At 71.5% G+C, this 23,486-nt stretch carries 15 protein-coding genes and 1 pseudogene; 7 read left to right on the forward strand and 9 right to left on the reverse strand.

Annotated elements, in window-relative coordinates; genetic code table 11:
- Window positions 1-193: 193 nt before the first annotated feature.
- The 5 genes and pseudogenes from glnII to ACP7TJ_RS08750 all read left to right on the forward strand — a co-directional run bounded on the left by glnII (window position 194) and on the right by ACP7TJ_RS08750 (window position 6,021).
- Window positions 194-1,222, forward strand: a complete 1,029-nt coding sequence (gene glnII / locus ACP7TJ_RS08730) for a glutamine synthetase (protein WP_093767906.1) — start codon at window positions 194-196, stop codon at window positions 1,220-1,222.
- A gap of 113 nt (window positions 1,223-1,335) precedes the next feature.
- Window positions 1,336-2,346 (forward strand): NAD-dependent epimerase/dehydratase family protein, encoded by a 1,011-nt coding sequence (locus ACP7TJ_RS08735; protein WP_320584776.1) that lies wholly within the window; start codon window positions 1,336-1,338, stop codon window positions 2,344-2,346.
- A 68-nt stretch (window positions 2,347-2,414) separates the two neighbouring features.
- Window positions 2,415-3,680, forward strand: coding sequence for a sensor histidine kinase (locus ACP7TJ_RS08740; protein ID WP_093767904.1), 1,266 nt, complete (start codon window positions 2,415-2,417; stop codon window positions 3,678-3,680).
- A pseudogene (locus tag ACP7TJ_RS08745) lies at window positions 3,665-4,320 on the forward strand (response regulator transcription factor). Before ACP7TJ_RS08740 ends, ACP7TJ_RS08745 begins: the two are co-directional and overlap by 16 nt.
- Before the next feature lie 213 nt (window positions 4,321-4,533).
- Window positions 4,534-6,021 carry a DUF1996 domain-containing protein gene (locus tag ACP7TJ_RS08750; protein ID WP_380875539.1) on the forward strand — a complete coding sequence of 496 codons (1,488 nt, stop codon included), beginning with the start codon at window positions 4,534-4,536 and terminating at the stop codon, window positions 6,019-6,021.
- Between the two features lie 81 nt (window positions 6,022-6,102).
- Here ACP7TJ_RS08750 and ACP7TJ_RS08755 read toward each other — a convergent pair whose 3' ends face one another.
- Entirely contained in the window at window positions 6,103-6,534 is a 432-nt protein-coding gene (locus ACP7TJ_RS08755) for a hypothetical protein (protein WP_189910261.1), read from the reverse strand.
- 192 nt (window positions 6,535-6,726) lie between these two features.
- Between ACP7TJ_RS08755 and ACP7TJ_RS08760 the strand changes: the two genes are divergently transcribed.
- Together ACP7TJ_RS08760 and ACP7TJ_RS08765 are read left to right on the forward strand one after the other, a co-directional pair.
- Window positions 6,727-8,649: a hypothetical protein gene (locus tag ACP7TJ_RS08760; RefSeq protein ID WP_387789330.1), complete on the forward strand. Its 1,923-nt coding sequence runs from the start codon at window positions 6,727-6,729 to the stop codon at window positions 8,647-8,649.
- Between the two features lie 65 nt (window positions 8,650-8,714).
- Complete coding sequence (locus ACP7TJ_RS08765) at window positions 8,715-9,410, forward strand: TetR/AcrR family transcriptional regulator (RefSeq protein WP_093767899.1); 696 nt, start codon at window positions 8,715-8,717, stop codon at window positions 9,408-9,410.
- Between the two features lie 6 nt (window positions 9,411-9,416).
- Here the strand turns inward: ACP7TJ_RS08765 and ACP7TJ_RS08770 are convergent, their stop codons facing one another.
- The 8 genes from ACP7TJ_RS08770 to ACP7TJ_RS08805 all read right to left on the reverse strand — a co-directional run bounded on the left by ACP7TJ_RS08770 (window position 9,417) and on the right by ACP7TJ_RS08805 (window position 23,086).
- Entirely contained in the window at window positions 9,417-9,776 is a 360-nt protein-coding gene (locus ACP7TJ_RS08770) for a 5-carboxymethyl-2-hydroxymuconate Delta-isomerase (RefSeq protein ID WP_189910259.1), read from the reverse strand.
- Window positions 9,777-9,831: 55 nt separating this feature from the next.
- Window positions 9,832-15,240: a pullulanase-type alpha-1,6-glucosidase gene (gene pulA / locus ACP7TJ_RS08775; RefSeq protein ID WP_427762697.1), complete on the reverse strand. Its 5,409-nt coding sequence runs from the start codon at window positions 15,238-15,240 to the stop codon at window positions 9,832-9,834.
- A 266-nt stretch (window positions 15,241-15,506) separates the two neighbouring features.
- On the reverse strand, window positions 15,507-16,175 hold the full coding sequence (locus tag ACP7TJ_RS08780) for a hypothetical protein (RefSeq protein WP_427762699.1): 669 nt from the start codon (window positions 16,173-16,175) through the stop codon (window positions 15,507-15,509).
- A gap of 146 nt (window positions 16,176-16,321) precedes the next feature.
- Window positions 16,322-17,695 carry an alpha-amylase gene (locus ACP7TJ_RS08785; protein ID WP_093767895.1) on the reverse strand — a complete coding sequence of 458 codons (1,374 nt, stop codon included), beginning with the start codon at window positions 17,693-17,695 and terminating at the stop codon, window positions 16,322-16,324.
- Window positions 17,696-17,866: 171 nt separating this feature from the next.
- Window positions 17,867-19,558, reverse strand: coding sequence for a glycoside hydrolase family 13 protein (locus ACP7TJ_RS08790; RefSeq protein WP_427762702.1), 1,692 nt, complete (start codon window positions 19,556-19,558; stop codon window positions 17,867-17,869).
- Window positions 19,559-19,786: 228 nt separating this feature from the next.
- A complete protein-coding gene (locus ACP7TJ_RS08795; RefSeq protein ID WP_093767893.1) occupies window positions 19,787-20,701 on the reverse strand; it encodes a sugar ABC transporter permease in 915 nt (304 codons plus the stop codon).
- A 13-nt stretch (window positions 20,702-20,714) separates the two neighbouring features.
- The gene (locus ACP7TJ_RS08800) at window positions 20,715-21,719 is read right to left on the reverse strand and encodes a carbohydrate ABC transporter permease (RefSeq protein WP_093767892.1); all 1,005 of its coding nucleotides are present in this window, start codon (window positions 21,717-21,719) and stop codon (window positions 20,715-20,717) included.
- A 95-nt stretch (window positions 21,720-21,814) separates the two neighbouring features.
- Window positions 21,815-23,086: an extracellular solute-binding protein gene (locus ACP7TJ_RS08805; protein ID WP_093767891.1), complete on the reverse strand. Its 1,272-nt coding sequence runs from the start codon at window positions 23,084-23,086 to the stop codon at window positions 21,815-21,817.
- Window positions 23,087-23,486 lie beyond the last annotated feature (400 nt).

A 23,486-nucleotide genomic window follows, 5' to 3' on the forward strand; every position in this document is an offset into this window, starting at 1 on the left:
CCGGCCCCCTCCCCCGCGCCCTCACGGAGTGAGGCCGGGCACACAGGCGCCCGGTAACACGGGGTTCACACATGGGCAACGGACGGGAAATCGCCTGTTGACAAGCTGCGGGGCATCGACGGCGGCGCCCCAGTGCCGCAGCGCCGCAGCATCCGCACCAAGCGCCCAGACCCACCCCCGAAGGATGTGGACCGTGAGCTTCAAGGCCGAGTACATCTGGATCGACGGCACCGAGCCGACCGCCAAGCTGCGGTCCAAGACGAAGATCCTGGGCGACGACGCGAAGGGCGCCGAGCTGCCGATCTGGGGCTTCGACGGGTCCTCCACCAACCAGGCCAAGGGCCACGCCTCCGACTGCGTGCTCAAGCCGGTCTTCATCTGCCCGGACCCGATCCGCGGCGGCGACGACGTCCTGGTGCTGTGCGAGGTCCTCAACACGGACATGACGCCGCACGAGTCCAACACCCGCGCCGCGCTGGCCGAGGTCGCCGAGAAGTTCGCGGCGCAGGAGCCGATCTTCGGCATCGAGCAGGAGTACACCTTCTTCAAGGACGCCTACCCGCTGGGCTTCCCCAAGGGCGGCTTCCCGGCCCCGCAGGGCGGCTACTACTGCGGTGTCGGCTCCGACGAGATCTTCGGCCGTGACGTCGTCGAGGCCCACCTGGACAACTGCCTGACGGCGGGTCTGGGCATCTCCGGCATCAACGCCGAGGTCATGCCCGGCCAGTGGGAGTTCCAGGTCGGCCCGCTGGCCCCGCTGGAGGTCGCCGACCAGCTGTGGGTGGCCCGCTGGCTGCTCTACCGCACCGCCGAGGACTTCGGGATCGCCGCCACCCTCGACCCCAAGCCGGTCAAGGGCGACTGGAACGGCGCCGGCGCGCACACCAACTTCTCCACCAAGGCGATGCGCGAGTCCTACGACGCGATCATCACCGCCGCCGAGTCGCTGGGCGAGGGCTCCAAGCCCCTCGACCACGTCAAGAACTACGGCGCCGGCATCGACGACCGCCTCACCGGCCTGCACGAGACCGCCCCGTGGAACGAGTACTCCTACGGCGTCTCCGACCGCGGCGCCTCGGTCCGCATCCCGTGGCAGGTCGAGAAGGACGGCAAGGGCTACATCGAGGACCGCCGCCCCAACGCCAACGTCGACCCGTACGTGGTGACCCGTCTGCTGGTCGACACCTGCTGCACCGCGCTGGAGAAGGCCGGCCAGGTCTGATCCGCGCCGCACGACCCCGAGGGGCGCCCGCCGGACGGCGGGCGCCCCTCGCGCGGTCTGCCGACAGCAGATCGCCCTTCCCCCGCGCCGCCCGGCGGGGCACAGTCGCCGGTATGAGACTTCTGGTGCTGGGTGGTACGGAGTTCGCGGGCCGGGCGGTCGTCGAGGCGGCCCTCGGACGGGGCTGGGAGGTGACCGTCTTCCACCGGGGACGGCACACGGCGCCGGACGGCGTCCGGGAGCTGCTGGGCGACCGCACCGCGGTGGACGGCCTGGCGGCGCTCGACGAGGACCCGGCGACGTGGGACGTCGTCGTCGACACCTGGTCGTCCGCCCCGCGCGCGGTGCGGGACACGGCACGGCTGCTGCGGGACCGCGCCGGACGGTACGTGTACGTGTCGAGCCGCTCGGTGTACACCTGGGCGCCGCCCGCCGGGTACGACGAGGACGCGCCGGTGGTGGAGGGCGCCTCCCCGGACGCCGGGCCGACGGACTACGCGCGGGACAAGCGGGGCGGGGAGCTGGCCGCCGTGGACGCCTTCGGCGCGGACCGCTCGCTGCTGGTGCGGTCCGGGCTGCTGCTCGGGCCGTACGAGAACGTGGGCCGGCTGCCCTGGTGGCTGAACCGTGCGGCGCGCGGCGGTCCGGTGCTCGCCCCCGGCCCGCGGGACCTGCCCTTGCAGTACGTCGACGTGCGCGACCAGGCGGAATGGATCCTCGACGCGGCGGAGCGGGGGCTGAGCGGGCCGTACAACCTCACGTCGCCGTCGGGGCACGCCACCATGGGCGAGCTGCTGGAGGCGTGTGTGCGGGTGACCGGGGGTCCGGCCGAGCTGCGGTGGACGGCGCCCGAGGTGATCCTCGACGCCGGGGTGGAGCCGTGGACCCAGCTCCCGGTGTGGGTGCCGCCGCACAGCGACCTGCACGACACCCTGCACGCGGCGGACGTCTCCCGGGCGGTCGCCGCCGGACTGCGCTGCCGCCCGGTCGCGGAGACCGTCGCCGACACCTGGGCGTGGCTGCGGGAGATCGGCGGCACGGCCCCGCAACGGCCGGACCGCACGGCCAAGGGACTGGACCCGGAGGTCGAGGCGAAGGTGCTGGCCGCAGCCTCCGGGGTGTAGGTGGCACCACCCCGAGGGCGGGGGCCGGGCCCCGTGTGCGGACCGCCGGTGACGGCCAGACTGGGCCCATGACGACCGGGACGGACGGACACGGCAGGGCGGGCGCGGCGCGGGGCTTCCCGCTCGCGGCGGCACGGGGACTCGCGCTGGCGCTGGTGTCGCTGCCGGGGGCGGTGGTGTGCTTCGTGACGGCCGTGGTGTCGATCGGCCTGATCCCGGTCGGCGTCGGCATCGTCACCACCCCGTACGTGCTGAAGGGGGTGCGGGCGTTCGCGGATCTGCGGCGGGTGCTGGCGGCGGAGTGGGGCGGGGTGCGGATCCCGCGCGCGTACCGGCCGCTGCCGAAGGACGCGAACCCGTGGGGGCGGACGTTCGGCATGCTGGGCGATCCGGCGACCTGGCGGGACCTGCTGTGGCTGCTCGTCGACATGACGGCCGGCTTCGTCACCGCGCTGCTGACGGCCGCCCTGCTCCTCTACCCGCTGGAAGGGCTGGCGGTGGCGGCCGGGCTGTGGCGGGTGCTGCCGGACCCGTGGTGGTACGGGTTCGTGCCGGTGTCCGGGCAGGCGACCGCGCTGGGCGCCGGGGCGCTCGCCCTGGCGCTGCTCGCGGCCGGGCACGTCACCGCCGTACGGGTGCTGCGCGCACACTTCCTGCTCGCCCGGGCCGTGCTGGCCCCGGGCGGGAGCGAGCTGGCCGAGCGGGTGCGGGTGCTGACCGAGACCCGGCGGGACGCGGTGGACTCCTCCGCCGCCGAACTGCGGCGCATCGAGCGGGACCTGCACGACGGGGCGCAGGCGCGGCTGGTCGCCGTGGGGCTCGATCTGGGGACGATCGAGGCGCTGGTCGAGAAGGACCCGGCGCAGGCCCGGGAACTGCTGGCGCGGGCCCGGCAGTCCTCGGCGGAGGCGCTGACCGAGCTGCGGGAGCTGGTGCGGGGCATCCATCCGCCCGTGCTGGCCGAACGGGGGCTCGGCGACGCGGTGCGGGCGCTGGCGCTGCGGCTGCCGGTGACCACGGAGGTGAACGTGTCGCTGCCCGGGCGGGCCGACGCGCCGGTGGAGTCGGCCGCGTACTTCGCGGTGAGCGAGGTGCTCACCAACGCGGTGAAGCACTCCGGCGCGGACCGGATCTGGGTGGACGTGCACCACGCGGAGGGCCGGCTGCGGATCACCGTCACGGACAACGGGCGGGGCGGTGCGGTGGCCGGGGCCGGTTCGGGTCTGGCCGGGGTGGAGCGCAGGCTCGGTACATTCGACGGCGTCCTGGCCGTCAGCAGCCCCGCGGGCGGCCCCACCCTGGTCACCGTGGAGCTCCCGTGCGCGTTGTCCTAGCCGAAGACCTCTTCCTGCTGCGGGACGGACTGGTCCGGCTGCTCGAGGCGCACGGCTTCGAGATCGCGCGGCGGCGGTGGCGTCCGGCCCCGAGCTGACCCGGGCGCTGGCCGAGGAGCATCCGGACGTCGCCGTGGTCGACGTGCGGCTGCCGCCGACGCAGACCGACGAGGGGCTGCAGTGCGCGCTGGAGGCCCGGCGCGGGCGGCCCGGACTGCCGGTGCTGGTGCTTTCCCAGCACGTGGAACAGCTGTACGCACGCGAGCTGCTGGCCGACGGCAGGGGCGGGGTGGGCTATCTGCTGAAGGACCGGGTGTTCGACGCGGAGCAGTTCGTGGACGCGGTGCGGCGGGTGGCGGCGGGCGGCACGGCCATGGACCCGCAGGTGATCCAGCAGCTGCTGGCGCGGCGGTCGGCCGAGGACCGGCCGCTGGAGCGGCTGACGCCCCGGGAGCTGGAGGTGCTGGAGCTGATGGCGCAGGGGCGGACCAACGCGGCGATCGCGGCGCGGCTGGTGGTGACGGAACGGGCCGTCGCCAAGCACACCGCGAACATCTTCGCGAAACTGGGCCTGGAGGTGTCGGACGACGACAACCGTCGCGTGCTGGCGGTTCTCGCGTATCTCGACCACGGCCGGTGAAACCGGACGCCGGGCTTCACGCCGGGTGGAGCACCCACAACTCCCGGTATTCACAGGGCTGTTGAAACCTACGGAACCGCACTGACTTCGCACCGATTCCTGTGACGGGTGAACACCCGTGGGGCGGGCCGCGTACTCATGGGCGCCGCTTCCCCTCACGGGCGCCTCGATGCCCCGCACAGGGATGCCCCGCAAGGAAGTCAGAGGAGTTCCATGGGACGCAACACAAGAAAACGCCGTACACCGCTGGCCACGAAGGTGATAGCCGGGGCGGCGGCCCTGGCGATCGGTGGGGGCGGTCTGGTCTGGGCCAACTTCTACGCCTCGGCGCACGAGGAGAACGGGGGGCACAACGCCACCAAGTCGGGGCAGGTCCGGGTCGCCACGATCAACTGTCCGGACGTGGGCCAGAAGCTGACCAAGGTGCCCCGCAAGGCGCGCTGGGGCGTCGCGCGTGAACTGGCGCGGCTCGACCGCCAGATCACGGACGCGTACACGCGTCTCGCCGAGACGCGCCAGGCGCAGGCGGGCGACGCGAACTACGTCGACAACGCCATCCTCGGTCCGCTGAAGGACAAGCGCGTGGCCACCCTGGACCGCATCAACATCAACATCAAGCGGGCCGGCGGCCAGGAGCGCGACCTCAACCGGTTCGCCCGCTGCCAGGGCGTGCCCGCCGAGCAGCCCGCCGACGGTGACGGCGGCCAGGACGGCGGAGGCCAGAACGACGGCGGCCAGAACGACGGCGGCCAGGACAACGGCGGTCAGGCCGGGAACGGTCCGGTGGCGGACGACTTCATCCGCATCGAGGACGTCCAGCCGGGCACCCGCAACCTGCCCAACGGCCTCCCCGCCAACGGCGACACCGGCTCGACCGGCAGCTTCACCACCGTGTGCGGCACCAACGAGAACGCGCTGCGCAACTCGGACAACGTGATCGTGGCGCCCGGCGTCAGCAACGGCGCCCAGCACCAGCACGACTACGTCGGCAACCAGGCCAACAACGCCTTCGCGAGCGACGAGGACCTGGCGAACGGCGACACGAGCTGCCAGAACCAGGGCGACCGGTCGTCGTACTTCTGGCCCGTGCTCCGGATCCAGGACGGTACGCAGGACATCGACCAGGGCCAGCCGGGCGGCGGCCAGGACGGCAACGTCGGCAAGATCGTCGCGCCCACCGCGGCGGAGCTGAAGTTCGTCGGCAACCGCACGAGCGACGTCGTCGCGATGCCGAGGGCGCTGCGCATCATCACCGGTGACGCGAAGGCCTTCACCAACGGCCTGAACAACGCCAACACGGCCTGGAGCTGCACCGGCTTCGAGGACCGCCAGGTGACGGACAAGTACCCGATCTGCCCGGAGGGCAGCGGCGTGGTCCGTACGACCAGCTTCCAGAGCTGCTGGGACGGCCAGAACACCGACAGCGCCAACCACCGCACGCACGTCGCCTTCGTCGGCGGGGACGGCGCCTGCCCGAACGGCTTCCAGGCCATCCCCCAGCTCCAGGTCCGCCTGGTGTACGACAACATCCCGGCCCCGCAGATCGACAACGGGCAGTTGGTGAACCCGTACGCGGTGGACACCTTCCCGGAGCAGCTGCACAAGCCGATCACCGACCACAACGACTTCATCAACTTCTTCGACGAGGACCTGATGAACGAGATGGTCGAGTGCATCAACAGCGGCCGCGACTGCCAGTAGGCGGTAACGCCAAGGGAGAAGGCCGGCGGTGGGAGATCCCACCGCCGGCCTTCTGTCTGCTGCGCCGGGCGCGTGAGCGGCTCAGCCGTGGTGGCCGCCCTTGTTGTGGCTGCCGCCGGGGTTCATGTGCTCGGAGCCCTCCTCCAGGTCGCCGCCGAGCGTGCTCCGCAGCGCCTCGACCGTCCCCTCCTCGCCGACGGCGACCCACTTGCGGCCGACGAGGTAGTAACCGCCGTAGTCCTTGGCCGTGTTGAGCCACTCGCGCTGGCCGCGGTCGGTGGCGAAGGTGGCGAGGACGTACTTCTCGCCGCCCTTCTCGCACAGCGCCTGCCGGATGGTGTCGGCGTCGGTCTGCATGTCGGGGTCGCACTTCGCCTCGGCGGCCAGCTTCTCCAGGCTGCCGGTGGCGGTGGGCGGCACCTCGTGCCCCCCGTGGCCGCCGGACCCGCAGCCCGCCAGCGCCAGGGCCGCCACCGCGCAGGTCAGCGCGAGCTTCGGTCGGGTCACCCTCATGTGTTCCTCCGGTCCTGACGGCGACATCGTGGGGCGGCGACATGCCGCACGGAGCCCCCGCACGGGGCCCTCGGCATTCGATACGGCTGCGGCGCGCCCGGCGCTCAATCGCCGCGCCGGATCCGCGCGGCAGGTGGCCGGAAGGGGCGCGGGGCCAGGTGACCATCGGCGGATTCGCTCGTTCTGCTGAACGTGCAGTCACAGGATGCCGCCGCCCAGTCCCCCGCGCCCTCCTCCCCGGCCGGTCCGGCCGTGGACGTCGAACAGGCCGAGGCCGCGCTCGTCGAGCATTATCCGCGGCTCGTGCGGCTCGCCTATCTGGTGCTGCCGTCCCGCATGGGCCGCACCCGGCGGGTGCTCACCGCGCACGCCCTGGTCCAGCGGGCGCTGCCCCGGGGCCGGTCCGACGCGCCGCTGATCCCCGCCCAGAGCGCCGGCCGGGACGGCGATCCCGGTTACGCGCTGGTGCGGCTGCACGTGGTGCGGTCGGCGCTGGAGGCGGGCCTGCCGCTGCGCCGCCGGGGCCTGCCGAAGCGGTCCCAGCTGCCGCCGCTGCTGCCGCAGGTGTGGGGCCTGAAGGTGTTCCCGCGGCCGGGCGGCGCCGACGAACTGGCCTTGGACCAGCGGCTGTCGGCGCTGTCCGGGCCGGCCCGTGCCGCGCACGCGCTGCGCGGTCTGGAGCGGCTGCCGGACGCCGACGTGCGCCGGGTGCTGGACGACGCGGGCGTCACGGATCCGGACGCCGCGCTGGCGGAGGCCGACGGCATCCCCGACCCGTACCGGCTGCTCGGGTCCCCCGAGTTCGACCCCTGTTCGCTGCAGGCCCGGCCGACGGACCTGCTGCGCCGCCGCCGGCATCTGAAGGCCTGGCTGGTCGGGGCGGCGGCGCTGGCGGTGTGCGGGGCGCTGCTGTCGATGCCCGGGGACGGCTGGGGCGCCGACGGCCCGGCCGCTCCCCCGTACGCGCGCAACCCCGCCGCGCAGGCCGCGCTGGACCCGGCGCGGCTGACGCGGGTGCCGGCCTCGGCGTGGAGGACGTCGGCGCGCACGGACTTCTCGGTGTGGCCGGCGCGCGGCACGCTCACCGGCGACCGCGCGCTGCTGCGCCGCGCGCTCGCCGTGTGGGCCCGGCCGGGCGAGGGCGTCACGGCGTCGGCCACCCCGGGCACCCCCGCCGGCGGGCCCGCCGGACCGCCCCAGCTGCTGTACGCGGGCACGGTGGACGCCGCGCGCGTGGTGATCCTGTACGACGGCTGGCGTCTGGCCCGGTACGCCGAGCCGCGGGAGGGCGCCCGGGGCGCGGCCCTGGACCTGGCGCGGGTGGACGGGGCCGGGCGGGCCGGGGCGAGCGCGGTGGTGCTGAGCCGCTCGGACGGCAACGTCCGCTTCCTGGTCGCCCCGTGGGTGCGCGAGGCGGGCGAGCGGGACCTGCGGGAGCCGGCCGCGGGCGCGAAGGATCTGCCCCTGGAGGACGGGGTGACCGGGCCGTTCGTCTCGGGGCAGGGACGGGAGCCGTGCACGGCGTGGAACGCGCTGGAGCTGACCGACGGCGCCGGCGCCCGGCTGCTCACCGACCTGGGCGAGCTGGTCCCGGCCCGGCTGACCACCGGCCGACCGGGTGAGGCGAAGGACGTGTCCGGCGCGAAGGCGCTGCGCGCCTGGGAGCCGTACGCGTGCTCGCTGGCGGTGATGCGGTCGGCGGGCGTCCGCAGCGTCAACGCCTGGGCGTACGCGGAGCAGCCGCTGCCCGGCGGCGACGGACGGGCCGAGTGGCTGTGCACGCGCGGCGAGACCTGGCGGGGTACCGGGGCGCGGGTGCTGGCGCAGTTCCACTCGCCGGGCGCGCGGTACGGGGCGGTGGCGGCGCGCGCCGAGGACGTGCCGGCCTGCGGGGAGCGGCAACCGGACGTGCTGGCCGGGGTGTTGTGGAAGTCAGCCGACGGCGCCTGGCACCTGCTCGCGGCCGGCAGCGACGGCGTGGAGTCCGTGGAGGCGACCGGCGGGGTCGAGGGGAAGGCGAAGGACCGGCTGCTGTCGGTGCGTGCCGAGAAGGGTGCGCGGGCCGACCTCAGGGGCACACTTGAGGGCGGGGGGTCGGTCGGCGGGCTGGGGTGATCCGGGGGAACACCGGCGCCCGCTCCGGCCCGTGGGAGGCCGGAATCGATCGGTAAGGTGTTCGTATGGGTACCGGGGTGCGTCGGAGGATGGGAGTCGAGGAGCGCCGGCAGCAGTTGATCGGCGTGGCTCTCGAGCTGTTCAGCAAGCGTTCCCCGGAAGAGGTCTCGATCGACGAGATAGCGTCCCGGGCGGGCATCTCGCGTCCGCTCGTCTACCACTACTTCCCCGGCAAACTGAGCCTGTACGAAGCCGCGTTGAGGCGGGCGGCGGAGGATCTGTCGTCCCGGTTCACCGAGCCGCACGAAGGTCCGCTTGGGACGCGGCTGCGGCGGGTGATGGCGCGCTTCTTCGACTTCGTGGAGGAGCACGGCCCCGGCTTCTCCGCCCTGATGCGCGGCGGCCCCGCCGTGGGCTCCTCGACCACCAACGCGCTGGTGGACTCGGTGCGTCAGGCCGCGTACGAGCAGATGCTGGCGCACATGGGCGTGGTGGGCCCGGCTCCGGCCCGGCTCGAGCTGGTGGTGCGCTCGTGGATCTCGCTGGTGGAGTCGACGGCGCTGATCTGGCTGGACGGGCGGCGGGTGCCGCGCGAGGAGCTGGAGACCCAGCTGGTGCAGGACTTCGCGGCGCTGGCCGCGGTCGCCGCGGCCCGGGACGAGGAACTCGCCACGCTGCTGCGGGGACTGGTCAAGCAGGAGCCGGGCGACGGCCCGTTCACCGACCTCGCCGCCCGGCTGATCTCCCTGGCCGGGGAGTGAGCCCGGCTACTCGCCCTCGAACTTCCGGTAGGACGGGTCGAGGTCGCGGATCTCGGCGGAGGCGTGCAGCGTCCGGCCGTCGGCCGGCTTGACGTACTGCCGCAGCAGGTCCAGGGCCGCCTCGGCGAGGCGGGCCTTGGTCTCGTCGGTGCGGCCGGCCAGCAGGGCGATGTGCACGTGCACCAGCGCATGCCCCTCGATGTCGGGGCCGACCACCGGGTCCTCGGTGCGCCGGAACCGCGTCTTGCACGCGGGCGGTTTCGCCGCCGCGATCTCCACCACGGCCACGTGCAGGTCCCGCGCGAAGGCGGGCCGGTCGAAACCGTCCGCCAGGTTGTCCGAGTAGTCGACGGTGATCTGCGGCATGGGCCCTCCTGGTGCAGGTCAGGAGGGCCCACCTTAGCCGCAGCCGGTCAGCCGGTCATCCGGCGGTGAACACCGCCACCGTGCGGGCCGGCACGGTGAACGTGCCGGTCGCCTTCGCGTAGGACGAGGTCTTCACGACCGCGTCCCCGCCCGCCGCCTGCACCGGGTGCAGGCGGTGGCCGGTCCCGGCGAGCGCGGCGACGCGCTGCTGCTGCCGCTCGGGCGTGGCGTTGAAGACCACGACCAGGTCTCCCAGCCGCATGGTGATCACGCCGGGCGTCTCGTCCTTCCCGGACAGCGGGAACGACAGCCGGGACTGCACCTGGTCCGTCGTGTCGAGGGAGAACACCTTCTCCGTCGTACGGATCCGCAGCAGGTCCCGGTAGGCGGCCGAGGCGCCCTCGATCTGCGGGCAGCCCACCGTGACCGAGCCGAGCAGCGGCTTGGCGTACGGCCACTTGTCCTTGTTGTCGGCGGCCGGCGGCAGACCGCGGCCCATGCCGTTGCCGTCCGCGCAGTTCCAGTGGATGGCGTTGAACCAGTCGCCGCTGTCGTAGGAGTTGCGGTCCAGGGACTTGGAGCGCAGCAGGTCGGTGCCCGCCTGGGAGAGCGCCGGGCCCTGCGAGAGGGCGGCGGTCGCCATGGCGAGGACCTGCATGCGCGCGCGGTCCGCGGCCGGGGTGTCCTGCGGCAGCTTGAAGGCGAGCGCGTCGAACAGCGACTCGTTGTCGTGCGCGTCGGCGTAGGCGAGGGCGTCGCCGGGGGCGGCCGCGTAGCCGGCGGGGGCGCCGTTGTAGTCGACCTGGGAGCCCTTGACCTCCTTGCCGTCGGTGTCGGTGAAGGTGTAGTCGGCGAGGTTGCCGCTCAGGCCCACCTTGATCAGGTCCTGGTAGTGCAGCAGCCGGGCCTTCTGCTCGGCCGGGGTGCCGTTGGCGGCCGAGGAGTTGGGGTCGGTGTAGAGACCGGAGGCGAAGCCCTGCACGCCGGGGTCCTCGTCGAAGGGTCCGCCGCCGCGCACGGCGTCACGGGCCCGGTCGGAGAAGGTGGCGATGCCGGTGCCGGCCATGTTCTGCTGCGTGGCCTGCTCGAAGCGGGCGTCGTCGGCGATCTCGCCGAAGTTCCAGCCCTCGCCGTACAGGATGATCTTCTTGCCGTCGACGCCGTCCTTCTTCAGGGTGAGGGCGTCGAGGGCCTTGCGGACGGCGAGGATGTTCTCCTTCGGGTGGTGGCCCATGAGGTCGAAGCGGAAGCCGTCGACCTTGTACTCCTTGGCCCAGGTGACGACCGAGTCGACGACCAGCTTGCCCATCATGGCGTTCTCGGGCGCCGTGTTGGAGCAGCAGGTGCTGTTGGCGACGGAGCCGTCGGCGAGCAGCCGCTGGTAGTAGCCGGGGACGATCCGGTCGAGCACGGAGGTCTTCGCCTGGCCGTGGGCGGCGGTGTGGTTGTAGACCACGTCCATCACCACGCGCAGGCCGTCCTCGTTGAGCGCCCTGACCATCTTCCGGAACTCGACCGTGCGGGCCGTGCCGTCCGGGTCGGTGGCGTAGGAGCCCTCGGGGACCGTGTAGTGGTACGGGTCGTAGCCCCAGTTGTAGGCGTCCTTGGCCGCGGCCTTGGCGACGCACTCCTGCTGCTTGTCGGAGTCGGCCGGGTAGGAGGCGAGGTCGCAGTCGACGGTCGCCTGCTCGGACTTCCGCTCGGGGATGGTGGCGATGTCGAAGGCGGGCAGCAGGTGCACGTACGAGGTGCCGGCCCGCGCCAGCTTCCGCAGGTGCCTGCTGCCGTCGCTGTCCTTGTCGGTGAAGGCCAGGTAGGTGCCCGGGTTCTTCGCCGTGCGGTCCTCGACGGAGAAGTCGCGGATGTGCAGCTCCTGGATCTGCGCGTCCTTCAGCGGCACGGCCTTGGGCTTGGTGTAGCTGTCCCAGCCGCGCGGCTGGAGGGACCGGTCGGCCAGGTCGACGACGAGGCTGCGCTCGGAGTCGGTGGTCAGGGCGGTCGCGTACGGGTCGGTGACCTTGTTGGTGACGACCTCGCCGGCGGCGGGCGCCCACACGGTCACCGCGTACCGGTACTCCTTGCCCTTCCAGGAGGCGGGGCCGGTGACGGACCAGACGCCGGTGGCGTCGTCGCGGCGCATGGCGACCGTACGGCCGCCGATCTCCAGGGCGGCCTTCCGCGCGGTCGGCGCCCACACGGACAGGGTGGGCCGGCCGTGGTGGAACACCGGGCCGAGCCGCGCCTCGGTGGCGCCGGCCGCGTACAGGTCGTCGAGGACGCCCGCGATCTGCACGCCGGTGGCCGCGAGGACCGCTCCGTTGGCGGCGCGCTGGGTGGCGACGACCTGGCCGCGCAGGGCCTCGCGCACCCGGTCGCGGTCACGCGGGTCGACGGTCCAGGCGGTGCCCTGGGCGAGGTGGGGGAACTCGGCCTTCTGGGCGTCGGTGAGGGCCGACTTCGACAGGCGGATCCAGCGGGCGTCGCCGGTGTCCAGCTTGCCGTCCTTCACCGTGACCGAGCCGGTGCGGGAGGCGAGGAGCTGGGTGGACGCGGCCGCGGCGGAGCCGTCCCAGACGAGGGTGGAGCGGTCGATCCAGACCGCCTTGGAGGTGGTCAGGTCGAGAGCGGCCGCGGACCCGGCGGGCTGCGGCAGCAGGTACTTCTCCTGCCCGCTCACCAGCCACACCTCGTGGCCGTTCGCCCTGAGGTCGAGCGACTGGTCGGTGGGCAGGTCCTTCTCGTCGCCCTTGTGGAGGATGTAGCTGAGGCTGGTGGCACCCTCGGCGAGCGGCACCTCGAAGACAGCGCCATAGGCATCAGTCTTCACCGGCTCCAGCGGCTTCGACCAGTCGGTGGGGTTCGCGGCTCCGGTCCAGGTGTGCAGGCCCCAGCCGTCGTAGTTCCCGTCGGCGCGGTGGTAGTGCAGGACGGCCTTGGTGGTGTCCTGCGCCGGGTACTCGGGCCGCTCGGTGGCGACGGTCTCGTCGCCCTGCTTGATCCAGACCTCGCCGGTGCGGGTCACGTCGATCGTGCGGTCGGCGGCGACGTCCTTGTTGCCGTCCTTGTCGACCACCACGAAGCCGACGTCGGAGGCGCCCGGCTTCAGCTTGACCCAGGCGAAGGCGCCGTAGGCGTCACGGCCGGTGAAGGCGTGGCCCGCGGGCCACTCGGTGGCCTCGCCGTCCGCGAGGTCGCCCCAGGCGTACAGGCTCCAGTCCTCGTAGTCGCCGTCGGGGCGCTGGTAGTGGACGATCGCGTAGTCGCGGGAGGCGGCGGTGGGCTCCTCCTCGGCGGGCGGGGCGCCGGTCGTGGAGGCGGCCAGGGCGCTCGCGGTGCGGCCGGCCGAGTCGATCACCACGGCCTTGTAGCGCAGGGCGGTGCCGGCGGGCACGTCCGCGCCGATGGTGTGGGTGACCTGGTAGGGGGCGTGGTCGGCGGAGCCGAGCGTCCGCCACGTCCCGTTGCCGGTCTGGGCGGCGAAGACGACCCGGTTGAGCTGACCGCCCTGGACGTCGGCGGTGAGCTCGACGGTGCCGGTGGCGCCCGCCTCGGGGGCCTTCAGGGTGAGCGTGGGCTTCGCCTCGGGCGTGCCGAGCGGGGCGGCGGCCTTCAGGACGATCGCGGAGCGGGCCGGGACGGAGACGGTGATCTTCTTGTCGGCGTCGCTGCGCACGGTCGCGTCGGTGCCGTGGATGCCCTGGAAGGTCGTCCGGGCGGATCCGGTCGCGAAGGTGGCCTGCTCGGTCTCCGCGGCGTTGTTGAAGGCGACGACGTACTCGGTGGTGTCCTTGCCGGTGGCGGTGCGCGAGAAGGCGTAGACGCCGGGGCCGTCGTCGGCGTACCGCTCCTGCTGGACGCCGTCGGTCAGCGCGGGGTGCGCCTTCCGCAGCTGGGCGAGTGCGCTGATCTGCCGGTAGAGCGGGGAGCGGGTGTCGTAGGCGTCCTCGGCGTGGGTGCGGTCGGTGCCGATCAGGTCGTCGTCGAGGTAGTCGGCGGTGCGGGACGCGAAGAGGGTCTGGCGGGCGTCCTTGTCGCCGCCGGCGCCGGTGAAGCCCTGTTCGTCGCCGTAGTAGACGACCGGGTTGCCGCGGCTGAGGAACATCAGCTCGTTGGCGAGCATGTCCCGCCGCAGCAGCTCGGCGTCGGACGCCTCCGGGTTGTCCTGCTTCAGGAACGTCCCGATGCGGCCCATGTCGTGGTTGCCGAGGAAGGTGACCTGCTCGTACGCGTTGGCCTTGTCGGTCGTGTACTTGTAGTCGTCGCCGAAGACCGAGGCGAGCTTCCTGGCGCTGCCGCTCTGGGAGGCGTAGGAGCGGGCGGCCTCCTGGAAGGGGAAGTCGAGGGTGGCGTCGAGCCGGCCCTGTGTGACGTAGGGGGCGGTGACGTTCGTGTCGGAGGAGTACACCTCCCCGAACATGAAGAAGTCGTCCCGGCCGTGCTTCGCCGCGTAGGCGTCGAGCGCGGTGGCCCACTGGGTCCAGAACTCCATGTTGACGTGCTTCACGGTGTCGATCCGGAAGCCGTCGATGTCGAAGTCCCTGACCCAGCGCTGGTAGATCCTCTCCATGCCGTCGACGACCTCGGGACGCTCGGTCCACAGGTCGTCGAGCCCGGAGAAGTCGCCGTACTCGGCCGACTCGCCGGCGAAGGTGGAGTCGCCGCGGTTGTGGTACATCGACGGGTCGTTGAGCCAGGACGGCACCTTGAGCCGCTTCTTCGCGGCGGGCACCACGGGGGTGCGCGGGAAGGTGCCGGCGTCCACGCGCGGGAACGTCTTCGCGCCGTCGGCGTAGTCGGCGTCGTCGAAGGGCACCCCGTCCTTCGTCAGGTACGGGAAGGCGCCCTTGGAGAGGTAGCCGTAGGACTTCTCCTCGTAGTCGACGACGTCGGCGGTGTGGTTGGTGATGACGTCGAAGAAGACCTTCATGCCCTTGGCGTGGGCCTTGTCGATGAGGGTCTCGAGGTCCTGGTTGGTGCCGAAGTGCGGGTCGACCTGGGTGAAGTCGGTGATCCAGTATCCGTGGTAGCCGGCCGACGCGTCCTTGCCGCTGCCCTGCACGGGCTGGTTCTTGAAGATCGGCGCCAGCCAGATGGCGGTGGTGCCGAGCCCCTTGATGTAGTCGAGCTTCCTGGTGAGGCCCTTGAGGTCGCCGCCCTGGTAGAAGCCCTTGTCGGTGGGGTCGTAGCCGTGGGTGAGGCGCGAACCGGTCAGTCCGCCGCGGTCGTTGCCGGTGTCCCCGTTGGCGAAACGGTCCGGCAGGACGAAGTAGAACTGCTCCCGCGTCAGGTCGTGGCGCGCCGGGGAGGCGGCGAGCTTCGCGTCCGAGGGGGGCGCGGGCGGGGTGGCGGCTCGGGCGGCGACCGGTTGCACGAGTGCCGCGGCGAGCGCGGCCACCGTGACGGCGGCGACGCGGCGGCCCCGCGCGGTGCGGCGCCCCGGGGGCGCGGGCCATCTGGGTATCAAGGCGTGAACTCCTTGCGCTTACGGCTCATTGGGTCCGACCCCACGCCCCGGCGGGGCCTGTTTCGGCCACATCACCGGAGCGTCGGCGTGACCGTACCGTCGTTGAAAGCCTTACAGCAATAGTCGTGAAACTGTCGGCAAGAACTTCCAGCGGGAGCTTTCCGGCAGGAGCGGACGAGTCCGGCGGGCAAGGAGGGGGAAACGGCGCGCCGCCGGTCTCCTGTCGGGGAGACCGGCGGCGCGGAGTGCGGGTGGCGGATGGCCCGTCAGGCCGCCGCGGTCGCGCAGATGTAGTCGTACGGACGGCCGATCGCGAGCGTCAGCTTCAGCGGGTCCGTGGTGCCCGAGGGGCACTCGGCCTCCGTCTTGGTCAGGTCCAGGACCTTGTAGTCGGCGGACCCGGCCTGAGCGCAGGCGATCTCCTGGGCGCCCGCGTCGATGCAGTCACCCTTCACCAGCTGCCCGCCGCCCGCGCCCGCGTCACCGGGGTGGTCGCCGGACAGATTGCGCCCGCAGACGGTGCTGTTGGGGATGCCGCCGCTCTCGGAGCCCCCGAAGGACAGGGACACCTGGATGATGATGTCGGTGCCGGCCGGGCACTGGATGGAGTCCGGCAGGATGGCCGCGTCCATGATCTCGAGGGCCTTGAAGGTGGCGCCGGGGTCGTCGCAGTCGAACGCCTGGTAGCTGTCGCCGGAGCCTTCGGGGTCCGGGCCGCCGCAGTCGCCGACCTTCCAGTCGCCGGACTTCTCGTCCGGCGCCGTGGACGACGACGAGGACGACGGCAGCGGCGAGGAGGCGGACGAGGAGTCGTCGTCGTTCTTGTAGACGTTGTAGCCGACGATCGCGCCGAGGACGATCAGCGGGACCAGCAGCGCCCGCAGGCGTGCCGCGACACGTCCGGGCGGGCGTCCGGTGGTGTTGTTGTAAGCCATTGGACGGCTCCCCCTGCGGCGCGGAAGACGGACGCGTGGAAGGGATCGCGCCGCCTGTCCTCACCCAGCGGGGGCCGGTGCGGACCCCGTGATCACGCTAACGTCCGGCGGCCACGGAACCGGCCGCCGGACGTCACAGTTGTGCTTCAGCAGGCGCTCTTGCCCGCGTACACGGCGAGGGCGGTGTTGCTGCCGAGGGTCGCCGTGAGCCGGCCCGAGCCGTCCACCGTCACCGGCTTGTCGCTCTGCACGTCGCAGTACGTGCCCGCCGGGAGGGAGGTCTGGTAGGTGCGGGTCAGGGAGCCGGACTCGTGGTTGATCGCCACGAAGCCCTTGCTGCCCCGGCCGAAGGCGATGGCGTCACCGCCGTTGTCCCACCAGTTGGTGACCGCCTGGCCCCGGGTGGCGTTGCGGAAGCCGACCATGGACCTGATCTCCCGCCAGTTGTGCTGGCACTTCCAGCCGTTCTGCCAGCAGGCGTCCACCCGGCCGCCGTTGGGGGGACCGGCGTCGTGGTCGGTGAACTCGTAGCCGGAGTTGATGTCCGGGGCGCCGTAGGGCCAGGCCAGCATGAAGACGTTGGCCAGGGTGTAGGTGGCGTTGTCCTTGTAGCTGAGCGTGGAGCCGTTGCGCTCGGTGTCGTGGTTGTCGACGAAGACGCCGGCCGAGCCGCTCGTCAGATAGCCCCAGCCCTCGCCGTAGTTCTTCAGGTAGGCCAGGTTCTCGTTGTTGAAGACCCGCTTGAGGTCGTAGGCGTAGCGGAACTCCTGGACGTCGCCGGTGCCGGTGTACTCGGTGGGCTGGACGGCCTCGCCGGCGCCGAAGATGACCTCGTGCTTCCAGTAGGCGGAGGGGTTGGTCAGACGCGACTTGATGTTGGCCAGGTCGGCGGCGGGGATGTGCTTGGCCGCGTCGATGCGGAAGCCGTCCACGCCGAGGGAGAGCAGGTCGTTCATGTACCGGGCGATGGCTCCGCGGACGTAGTCCTCGCCGGTGTCGAGGTCGGCGAGGCCGACCAGTTCGCAGTTCTGGACGTTCCAGCGGTCGCCGTAGTTGTTGATCTGCGACGTGCAGTTGTCGAAGTCGTACGAGGAGTAGAGGCCGGGGTAGGTGTACTTCGTGTACGACGAGCCGCCGGTGCCCGTGCCGCTGCCGGCGGACATGTGGTTGATGACGGTGTCGGCGACGACCTTCACGCCGGCCGCGTGACACGTGTCGACCATGTTCTTGAAGGCGGCGCGGTCGCCCAGACGTCCGGCGATCTTGTAGCTCACCGGCTGGTACGACGTCCACCACTGGGAGCCCTGTATGTGCTCGGCGGGCGGGGAGACCTGCACGTAGCCGAAGCCCGCGGGGCCGAGGGTGGTGGTGCACTCGCGGGCGACCGAGGCGAAGTTCCACTCGAAGAGGACGGCCGTGACGTCCTTGGAGCCGGGCGGGGAGGCCTCCGCCGCCGTCGGGGTCATGACAACCGAGGCGGCCGCGAGGGCGGCGATCCCGGCGAGGGTTCTGCGTGCCATGTGGGGATCCTTCATCGTCGAAGGGTGTGGGGAGTACCGGCAGGGGCTGCTTGAAGCTTCTTGCAGAAAACTTCAGCAACCTTGCGGCAACGCAGATGTTAGAGGCCCGCAACCCGAAAGGGCAGCGGGCCGTACCAACTTGAAGGAAAAAAGTTGCCGGGCGTACGACCGTCAGGCCGTCGTCCACCACACGGTCGTGTCCGCCGCGACCACGGCCTCGCCGCCCGTCTCCTCCACCTCGCCGCTGGTGATCAGGACCCGTCCGTACCCGGGCACGGTCACCGGCGCGCCCGTGGTGTTGGCGACGCACACGAAGTCCCCGCGGCGGAAGGCCAGCACACCCTCGGGCGCCGTCAGCCACTCCACCGCGTCGCCCGCGCCCAGGTCCGCCTGCTCGCGGCGCACGGCGAGCGCGGAACGGTACAGCTCCAGGGTGGAGCCGGGCACGCCGGTCTGCGCCTCGACGCTCAGCTCGCCCCAGCCCTCCGGCTGCGGCAGCCAGCTGCCGCCGTCGCCGAAGCCGTAGCTCGACCCCTCACGGGTCCACGGGATCGGCACCCGGCAGCCGTCGCGGAAGCCGTCCTGGCCCGCGCCGCGGAAGTAGGCCGGGTCCTGGCGCACCTCGTCCGGCAGGTCCACGACGTCCGGCAGGCCCAGCTCCTCGCCCTGGTAGACATAGGCCGAACCGGGCAGCGCCAGCATCAGCAGGGTCGCCGCGCGGGCCCGGCGCAGGCCCAGCTCACGGTCGCCGGCCTCGCGGATCTGCGTGCCGAGGCCCGCCGGGTTGGCGAACCGGGTGGCGTGCCGGGTGACGTCGTGGTTGGACAGCACCCAGGTGGCCGGGGCGCCCACCGGGCGCATCGAGTCCAGGGTGCGGTCGACGACCTCGCGCAGCTCGGCCGCGTCCCAGTGGGTCGCCAGGTACTGGAAGTTGAACGCCTGGTGCAGCTCGTCCGGACGGACGTAGTTGGCGGTGCGCTCCACGGTCGGGGTCCACGCCTCGGCGACGAAGATACGGTCGCCGGAATATTCGTCGAGGATCAGACGCCACTGCCGGTAGATGTCGTGCACGCCGTCCTGGTCGAAGAACGGGGTGACATCGTTGCCCAGCAGCCGCATCTCGTCGTGGGCGCCCAGGTCCGGCAGGCCCGCGGCCTTCACCATGCCGTGGGCCACGTCGATGCGGAAGCCGTCCACGCCCATGTCCAGCCAGAACCGCAGGATGGAGCGGAACTCGTCACCGACCGCCGGGTGCTCCCAGTTGAAGTCGGGCTGCTCGGGCGCGAAGAGGTGCAGGTACCACTCGCCGGGGGTGCCGTCGGGCTCGGTGACCCGGGTCCAGGCCGGGCCGCCGAAGATCGACTCCCAGTCGTTGGGCGGCAGCTCGCCGTTCTCGCCCTTGCCGGGGCGGAAGTGGTAGCGCTCGCGCAGCGGCGAGCCGGGGCCCTCCGCGAGGGCGCGCTTGAACCACTCGTGCTGGTCGGAGGAGTGGTTGGGCACCAGGTCGACGATGATCCGCAGGCCCAGCGCGTGGGCGTCACGGATCAGCGCGTCCGCGTCGAGCAGGGTGCCGAACATCGGGTCGACGGCGCGGTAGTCCGCGACGTCGTAGCCGGCGTCGGCCTGCGGGGAGGCGTAGAAGGGGCTCAGCCACACGGCGTCCACCCCGAGGTCGCGCAGGTAGGGCAGACGGGAGCGGATGCCTTCCAGGTCGCCCATGCCGTCGCCGTTGCTGTCGGCGAAGCTGCGCGGGTACACCTGGTAGATCACCGCGTCCCGCCACCAGTCACGGCGCCGCGCGACGGTGGCGACGGCCGAGTCGGTCGTGGGGGTCGGGGCCGGGGCGGCGGAGTGCTGGCTCATGTCGTCCTTGATACGAGTTCGGGCAGGAAAGCGGGTGGGGGCGGGCGGCGAAACGAGGCGGTTGCGGTGACAGCGGGGTCGGATGGCCACCGCAACCGCCTCGGACCCGGGGAGGGGGCAAGCGCCCCCGAAGGGGCGCGGGGCTCTGCCGATGTGCGGCTCCGCCGCGAGGGCGCGACCAGCCACGACGATGCCGCAGCCGGCCGACGGCAGTCACCCCGAACGGCGTTACCCCTTGGTGCCACCGGCCGTAAGACCGGCAACCAGGTTCTTCTGCACGAGATAGAAGAACGCGGACACAGGTATCGCGATCAGCACAGCCGTCGCGGCCATCAGATTCCGCTGGGCGTCGTGCTCACTGACGAAACTCTGCAGACCCACCGCCAGTGTGTACTTCTTGTCGTCGAGCATGAACGTGGTGGCGAAGGCGACCTCGCCGAACGCGGTGATGAAACTGTAGAACGCGGCGACCGCGAGCCCCGGCTTGGCGAGCGGCAGGATCAGCCGCGCGAACGTGCCGATCGGGCTCAGCCCGTCGACGCGCCCCGCCTCGTCGATCTCGAACGGGATGGTGTCGAAATAGCCCTTCATCAGCCAGGCGCAGTACGGCACCGCCGTGGAGCAGTACACGAGGATCAGGCCCAGGTAGCTGTCGATGAGCTGCAGATCCGACAGGATCTGGTACATCGGCACCATCAGCACGGCCACCGGGAACATCTGGGTGACCAGCAGCACCCACATGAACTTCTTGTAGCCCGGGAAGCGCATGCGGGAGACCGCGTAGCCGGTGGTGGCCGCCACCAAGACGCCGATGACCGTGGTGCCGAGCGACACGATCAGCGAGCTCTTCAGCCAGTGGAAGAAGTTCGTGTTCTGCAGCACGAACGAGTAGTTGTCCAGTGTCATTTTGCCCCAGATGCCGCCGGGACGCAGATAGTCGTCCTTGTCGGGGCCGAGGGACAGGAAGACCAGCCAGGCGACCGGGAACAGCGCGATCAGGCTGGCCACGATCAGGATGCCGTGGGAGGTGAGGCGGCCCAGGGGGCTGACCTCACCGCGCCGGCGGCCCTTGCGGGGCGCGGCGGTCCGCTCGTCGGCGGGCCGGCCGGCCTCGGCGGCGGTGGGGAGGGTCGAGGTGCTCATGGGGACTCCCGCCTCAGATCGCGAGCTGCTGGTCGTTGCGGTTCAGCCAGCGGCGGTAGAAGGACGTGAAGACGATCAGGATGGCCAGCAGCAGCATGCCGTAGGCCGCGGACTCGGCGAACTCGCGCGGCTGCTGCCCGAAGCCGAGGTAATAGGCCCAGGTCACGAGGATCTGCGCGTCCGGCGCGGTGTTGCCGAACAGCAGGAAGATGATCGCGAACTGGTTGAACGTCCAGATGACGCCGAGCAGCACCACGGTGGAGCTGACCGAGCGCAGACCGGGCAGGGTGACGTGGCGGAACCGCTGCCAGGCGCTCGCGCCGTCCATCTCGGCCGCCTCGTAGAGGGTGCTGTCGATGGACTGCAGTCCGCCGAGCAGGGAGACCATCATGAACGGCACACCGCACCAGGTGTTGACCATGATCGCGGCGAACCGCTGCCAGAAGGAGTCCTCCAGCCACGCCGGGGTGGGCAGGCCGAGGAAGTCGAGGCCGGAGTTGATGATGCCGGCGTCGGCGAGCATGAAGCGCCAGCCGAAGACGGTGACGAAGGTCGGCACGGCCCACGGCAGGATGAGGACCAGCCGGTAGAAGGTGCGGCCGCGCAGCTTCTGGTTGAGCAGCAGCGCGAGGCCCAGGCCGATGCCGTAGTGCAGGGCGACACAGGCGGCCGTCCACACGATCGTCCAGATGAAGTGCGACCAGAACCGGTCGTAGGCGGTCTCGCCCCACAGGATCTCGGCGTAGTTGTCGATGCCGATGAACTTGTAGGTGGCCGCGATCTCGTTGACGCCGATGGTGCGCGCCGAGTTGAGGCTGTCCGCGTCGGTGAGCGTGAGGTAGAAGCCGTAACCCAGGGGGTACAGGACGATGACGCCGAGCACCAGGGCCACCGGCGCGATCATGGCGTAGGCGTACCAGTGCTTCTGGTAGGAGTGCTTCAGGCGCTGGCCCAGCCCGGGGCGGGGCGCGCGGTCACCGCGGCGCTTGCCGGTCGCGCGGTCGATGGCGACTGTCATGGTTCGGCACCTTCTGGATGATCAAGGAGTACGGCACACAGGCCGGCGGCCGCCGGACCTCCCCTCCTGGAACGGGTCCGGCGGCCACACGGGCATTACTTGGAGAAGTCCGGCACCAGCTTGGTGAACGCGGCCTCCGCGTCGCTCAGACCCTTGTCCAGGGACTCCTTGCCGCTGGCGATCTGCGGCAGCTCGTCGTCCATCGGGCCCCACAGGGAGCTGTACTCGGGCAGCGCCGGGCGCGGCTGGGCGGCCGAGAGGACCGTCTGGTAGCCGGCGATGCCGGGGTCGGCCTTGACCTGCTCGGTGTAGGCGTCGTCGCGCGTCGGCAGCGTGGAGTTCTTCAGCGCGATGGTCTCCTGCGCCTTCGCGGAGGTCATGAACTTCACGAACTTCAGCGCGGCCTCCTGCTTCTCCTTGCTGGAGCCGGCGTAGACGGAGAGGTTGTGACCGCCGGTGGGGGCGCCCGCCTTGCCCGCGGAGCCGGCCGGGACGGTGGCGATGCCGAGGTTGTTCTTGTCCTTGAAGGCGGAGCCCTTGTAGAAGTTGGTGATCTCCCACGGGCCCTGGATGATCGAGGCGACCTTGCCGTTGACGAACGCGTCCTGGATGTGGGCGTAGGCGTCGGCGGTCACGTCGGCCTTGTGCAGGCCCTTGCCCTCGAAGAGGCTCAGCCAGGTGCCGTAGCCCTTCTTGGCCTCGGCGGACTTGATCGTGATCTTCTTGGCCTCGGCGTCGACCATGTCGGTGCCCTCGCCGTAGAGGAACGGCTGGGCGTAGTAGCCGGCCGTGGAGCCCCAGTAGCCGTCGACGCCGGTCTTCGCCTTGATCGTGGCGGCGGCCTTCTTCAGGTCGTCCCAGGTCTTGGGGGCCTCGACGCCGGCCTTGGCGAACAGCGCCTTGTTGTAGACGAACGCGAGGGTGTCCGTGGTGAAGGGGACGCCGTAGGTCTTGCCCTCGTACTTGGCCTGCTCGAGCAGGTTGGGCTTGAACTTGTCCTGCTCGGCGAGCGCCTCGGTGCCGTCGAGGGGCAGGAAGAAGCCCTTCTTGGCGAAGGCGGGCGTCCAGCCGACCTCGGAGCGCAGCACGTCGGGGGCGCCCTTGGAACCGGCGGCGGTGTCGAACTTGTTCTGCGCCTGGTCGAAGGGGACGTTGACGAAGTTGACCTTGATGTCCTTGTTGGCGGCCTCGAACTCCTTGACCAGGGCCTGGTAGGTCGGCGCCTCGTTGGTCGCGTTGGAGGTGTCCCACCAGGTGATGGTGACCGGGCCGCCGGCCTTGTCGCCGCTGTCGCTGTCGCCGCCGCAGGCCGTCGCCGCGAGGGCGAGGGACGCCACCAGCGCGGTGGCCGCTATGCCACGCCGCATGAGGTTCTCCTTGAGGGTTAAGCCCGTGAGGCGGGAACGGCCCCGTCTGCCGTCCCGCGAGGTGCCGACTGCGCCGTTGCGGCGGCCGGGCGACGTGAACGTAACAGCGTTGGAACGTTTCCGAAAGACCTTGCAGAAAAGTTTTGCAAGGGCCCGCGACAGTTATGGCGCCGTGACCCGTTCTCGACCGTCGCGCAACCCTGGTTTCCGCCCGTACCCCGGGGGTTCGGACTGTTGTGCAAGACTCTGCAAGCACTTGCCTTCCGTTGTCGCCGGGGGAATCATCCCTTGCGGAGCGGACGCCGACCACGACTTGAGGGATCGCGATGAGCCAGCAGCCCACCACGGGCCGTCCCACGGCGCGCACCAGGCGTCCGATCGGTGTGCAAGGCGACACCCG

The organism is Streptomyces sp. DSM 41931, assembly GCF_050271085.1.
Classification (GTDB): domain Bacteria; phylum Actinomycetota; class Actinomycetes; order Streptomycetales; family Streptomycetaceae; genus Streptomyces; species Streptomyces albogriseolus.

Bases quoted from the DNA above. Each gene is read 5' to 3' on its own strand.
- ACP7TJ_RS08735 (WP_320584776.1), top strand. From the start codon at position 1,336: ATGAGACTTCTGGTGCTGGGTGGTACGGAGTTCGCGGGCCGGGCGGTC.
- ACP7TJ_RS08740 (WP_093767904.1), top strand. From the start codon at position 2,415: ATGACGACCGGGACGGACGGACACGGCAGGGCGGGCGCGGCGCGGGGC.
- ACP7TJ_RS08750 (WP_380875539.1), top strand. From the start codon at position 4,534: ATGGGACGCAACACAAGAAAACGCCGTACACCGCTGGCCACGAAGGTG.
- ACP7TJ_RS08755 (WP_189910261.1), bottom strand. From the start codon at position 6,534: ATGAGGGTGACCCGACCGAAGCTCGCGCTGACCTGCGCGGTGGCGGCC.
- ACP7TJ_RS08765 (WP_093767899.1), top strand. From the start codon at position 8,715: ATGGGTACCGGGGTGCGTCGGAGGATGGGAGTCGAGGAGCGCCGGCAG.
- ACP7TJ_RS08770 (WP_189910259.1), bottom strand. From the start codon at position 9,776: ATGCCGCAGATCACCGTCGACTACTCGGACAACCTGGCGGACGGTTTC.
- ACP7TJ_RS08780 (WP_427762699.1), bottom strand. From the start codon at position 16,175: ATGGCTTACAACAACACCACCGGACGCCCGCCCGGACGTGTCGCGGCA.
- ACP7TJ_RS08785 (WP_093767895.1), bottom strand. From the start codon at position 17,695: ATGGCACGCAGAACCCTCGCCGGGATCGCCGCCCTCGCGGCCGCCTCG.
- ACP7TJ_RS08790 (WP_427762702.1), bottom strand. From the start codon at position 19,558: ATGAGCCAGCACTCCGCCGCCCCGGCCCCGACCCCCACGACCGACTCG.
- ACP7TJ_RS08795 (WP_093767893.1), bottom strand. From the start codon at position 20,701: ATGAGCACCTCGACCCTCCCCACCGCCGCCGAGGCCGGCCGGCCCGCC.
- ACP7TJ_RS08800 (WP_093767892.1), bottom strand. From the start codon at position 21,719: ATGACAGTCGCCATCGACCGCGCGACCGGCAAGCGCCGCGGTGACCGC.
- ACP7TJ_RS08805 (WP_093767891.1), bottom strand. From the start codon at position 23,086: ATGCGGCGTGGCATAGCGGCCACCGCGCTGGTGGCGTCCCTCGCCCTC.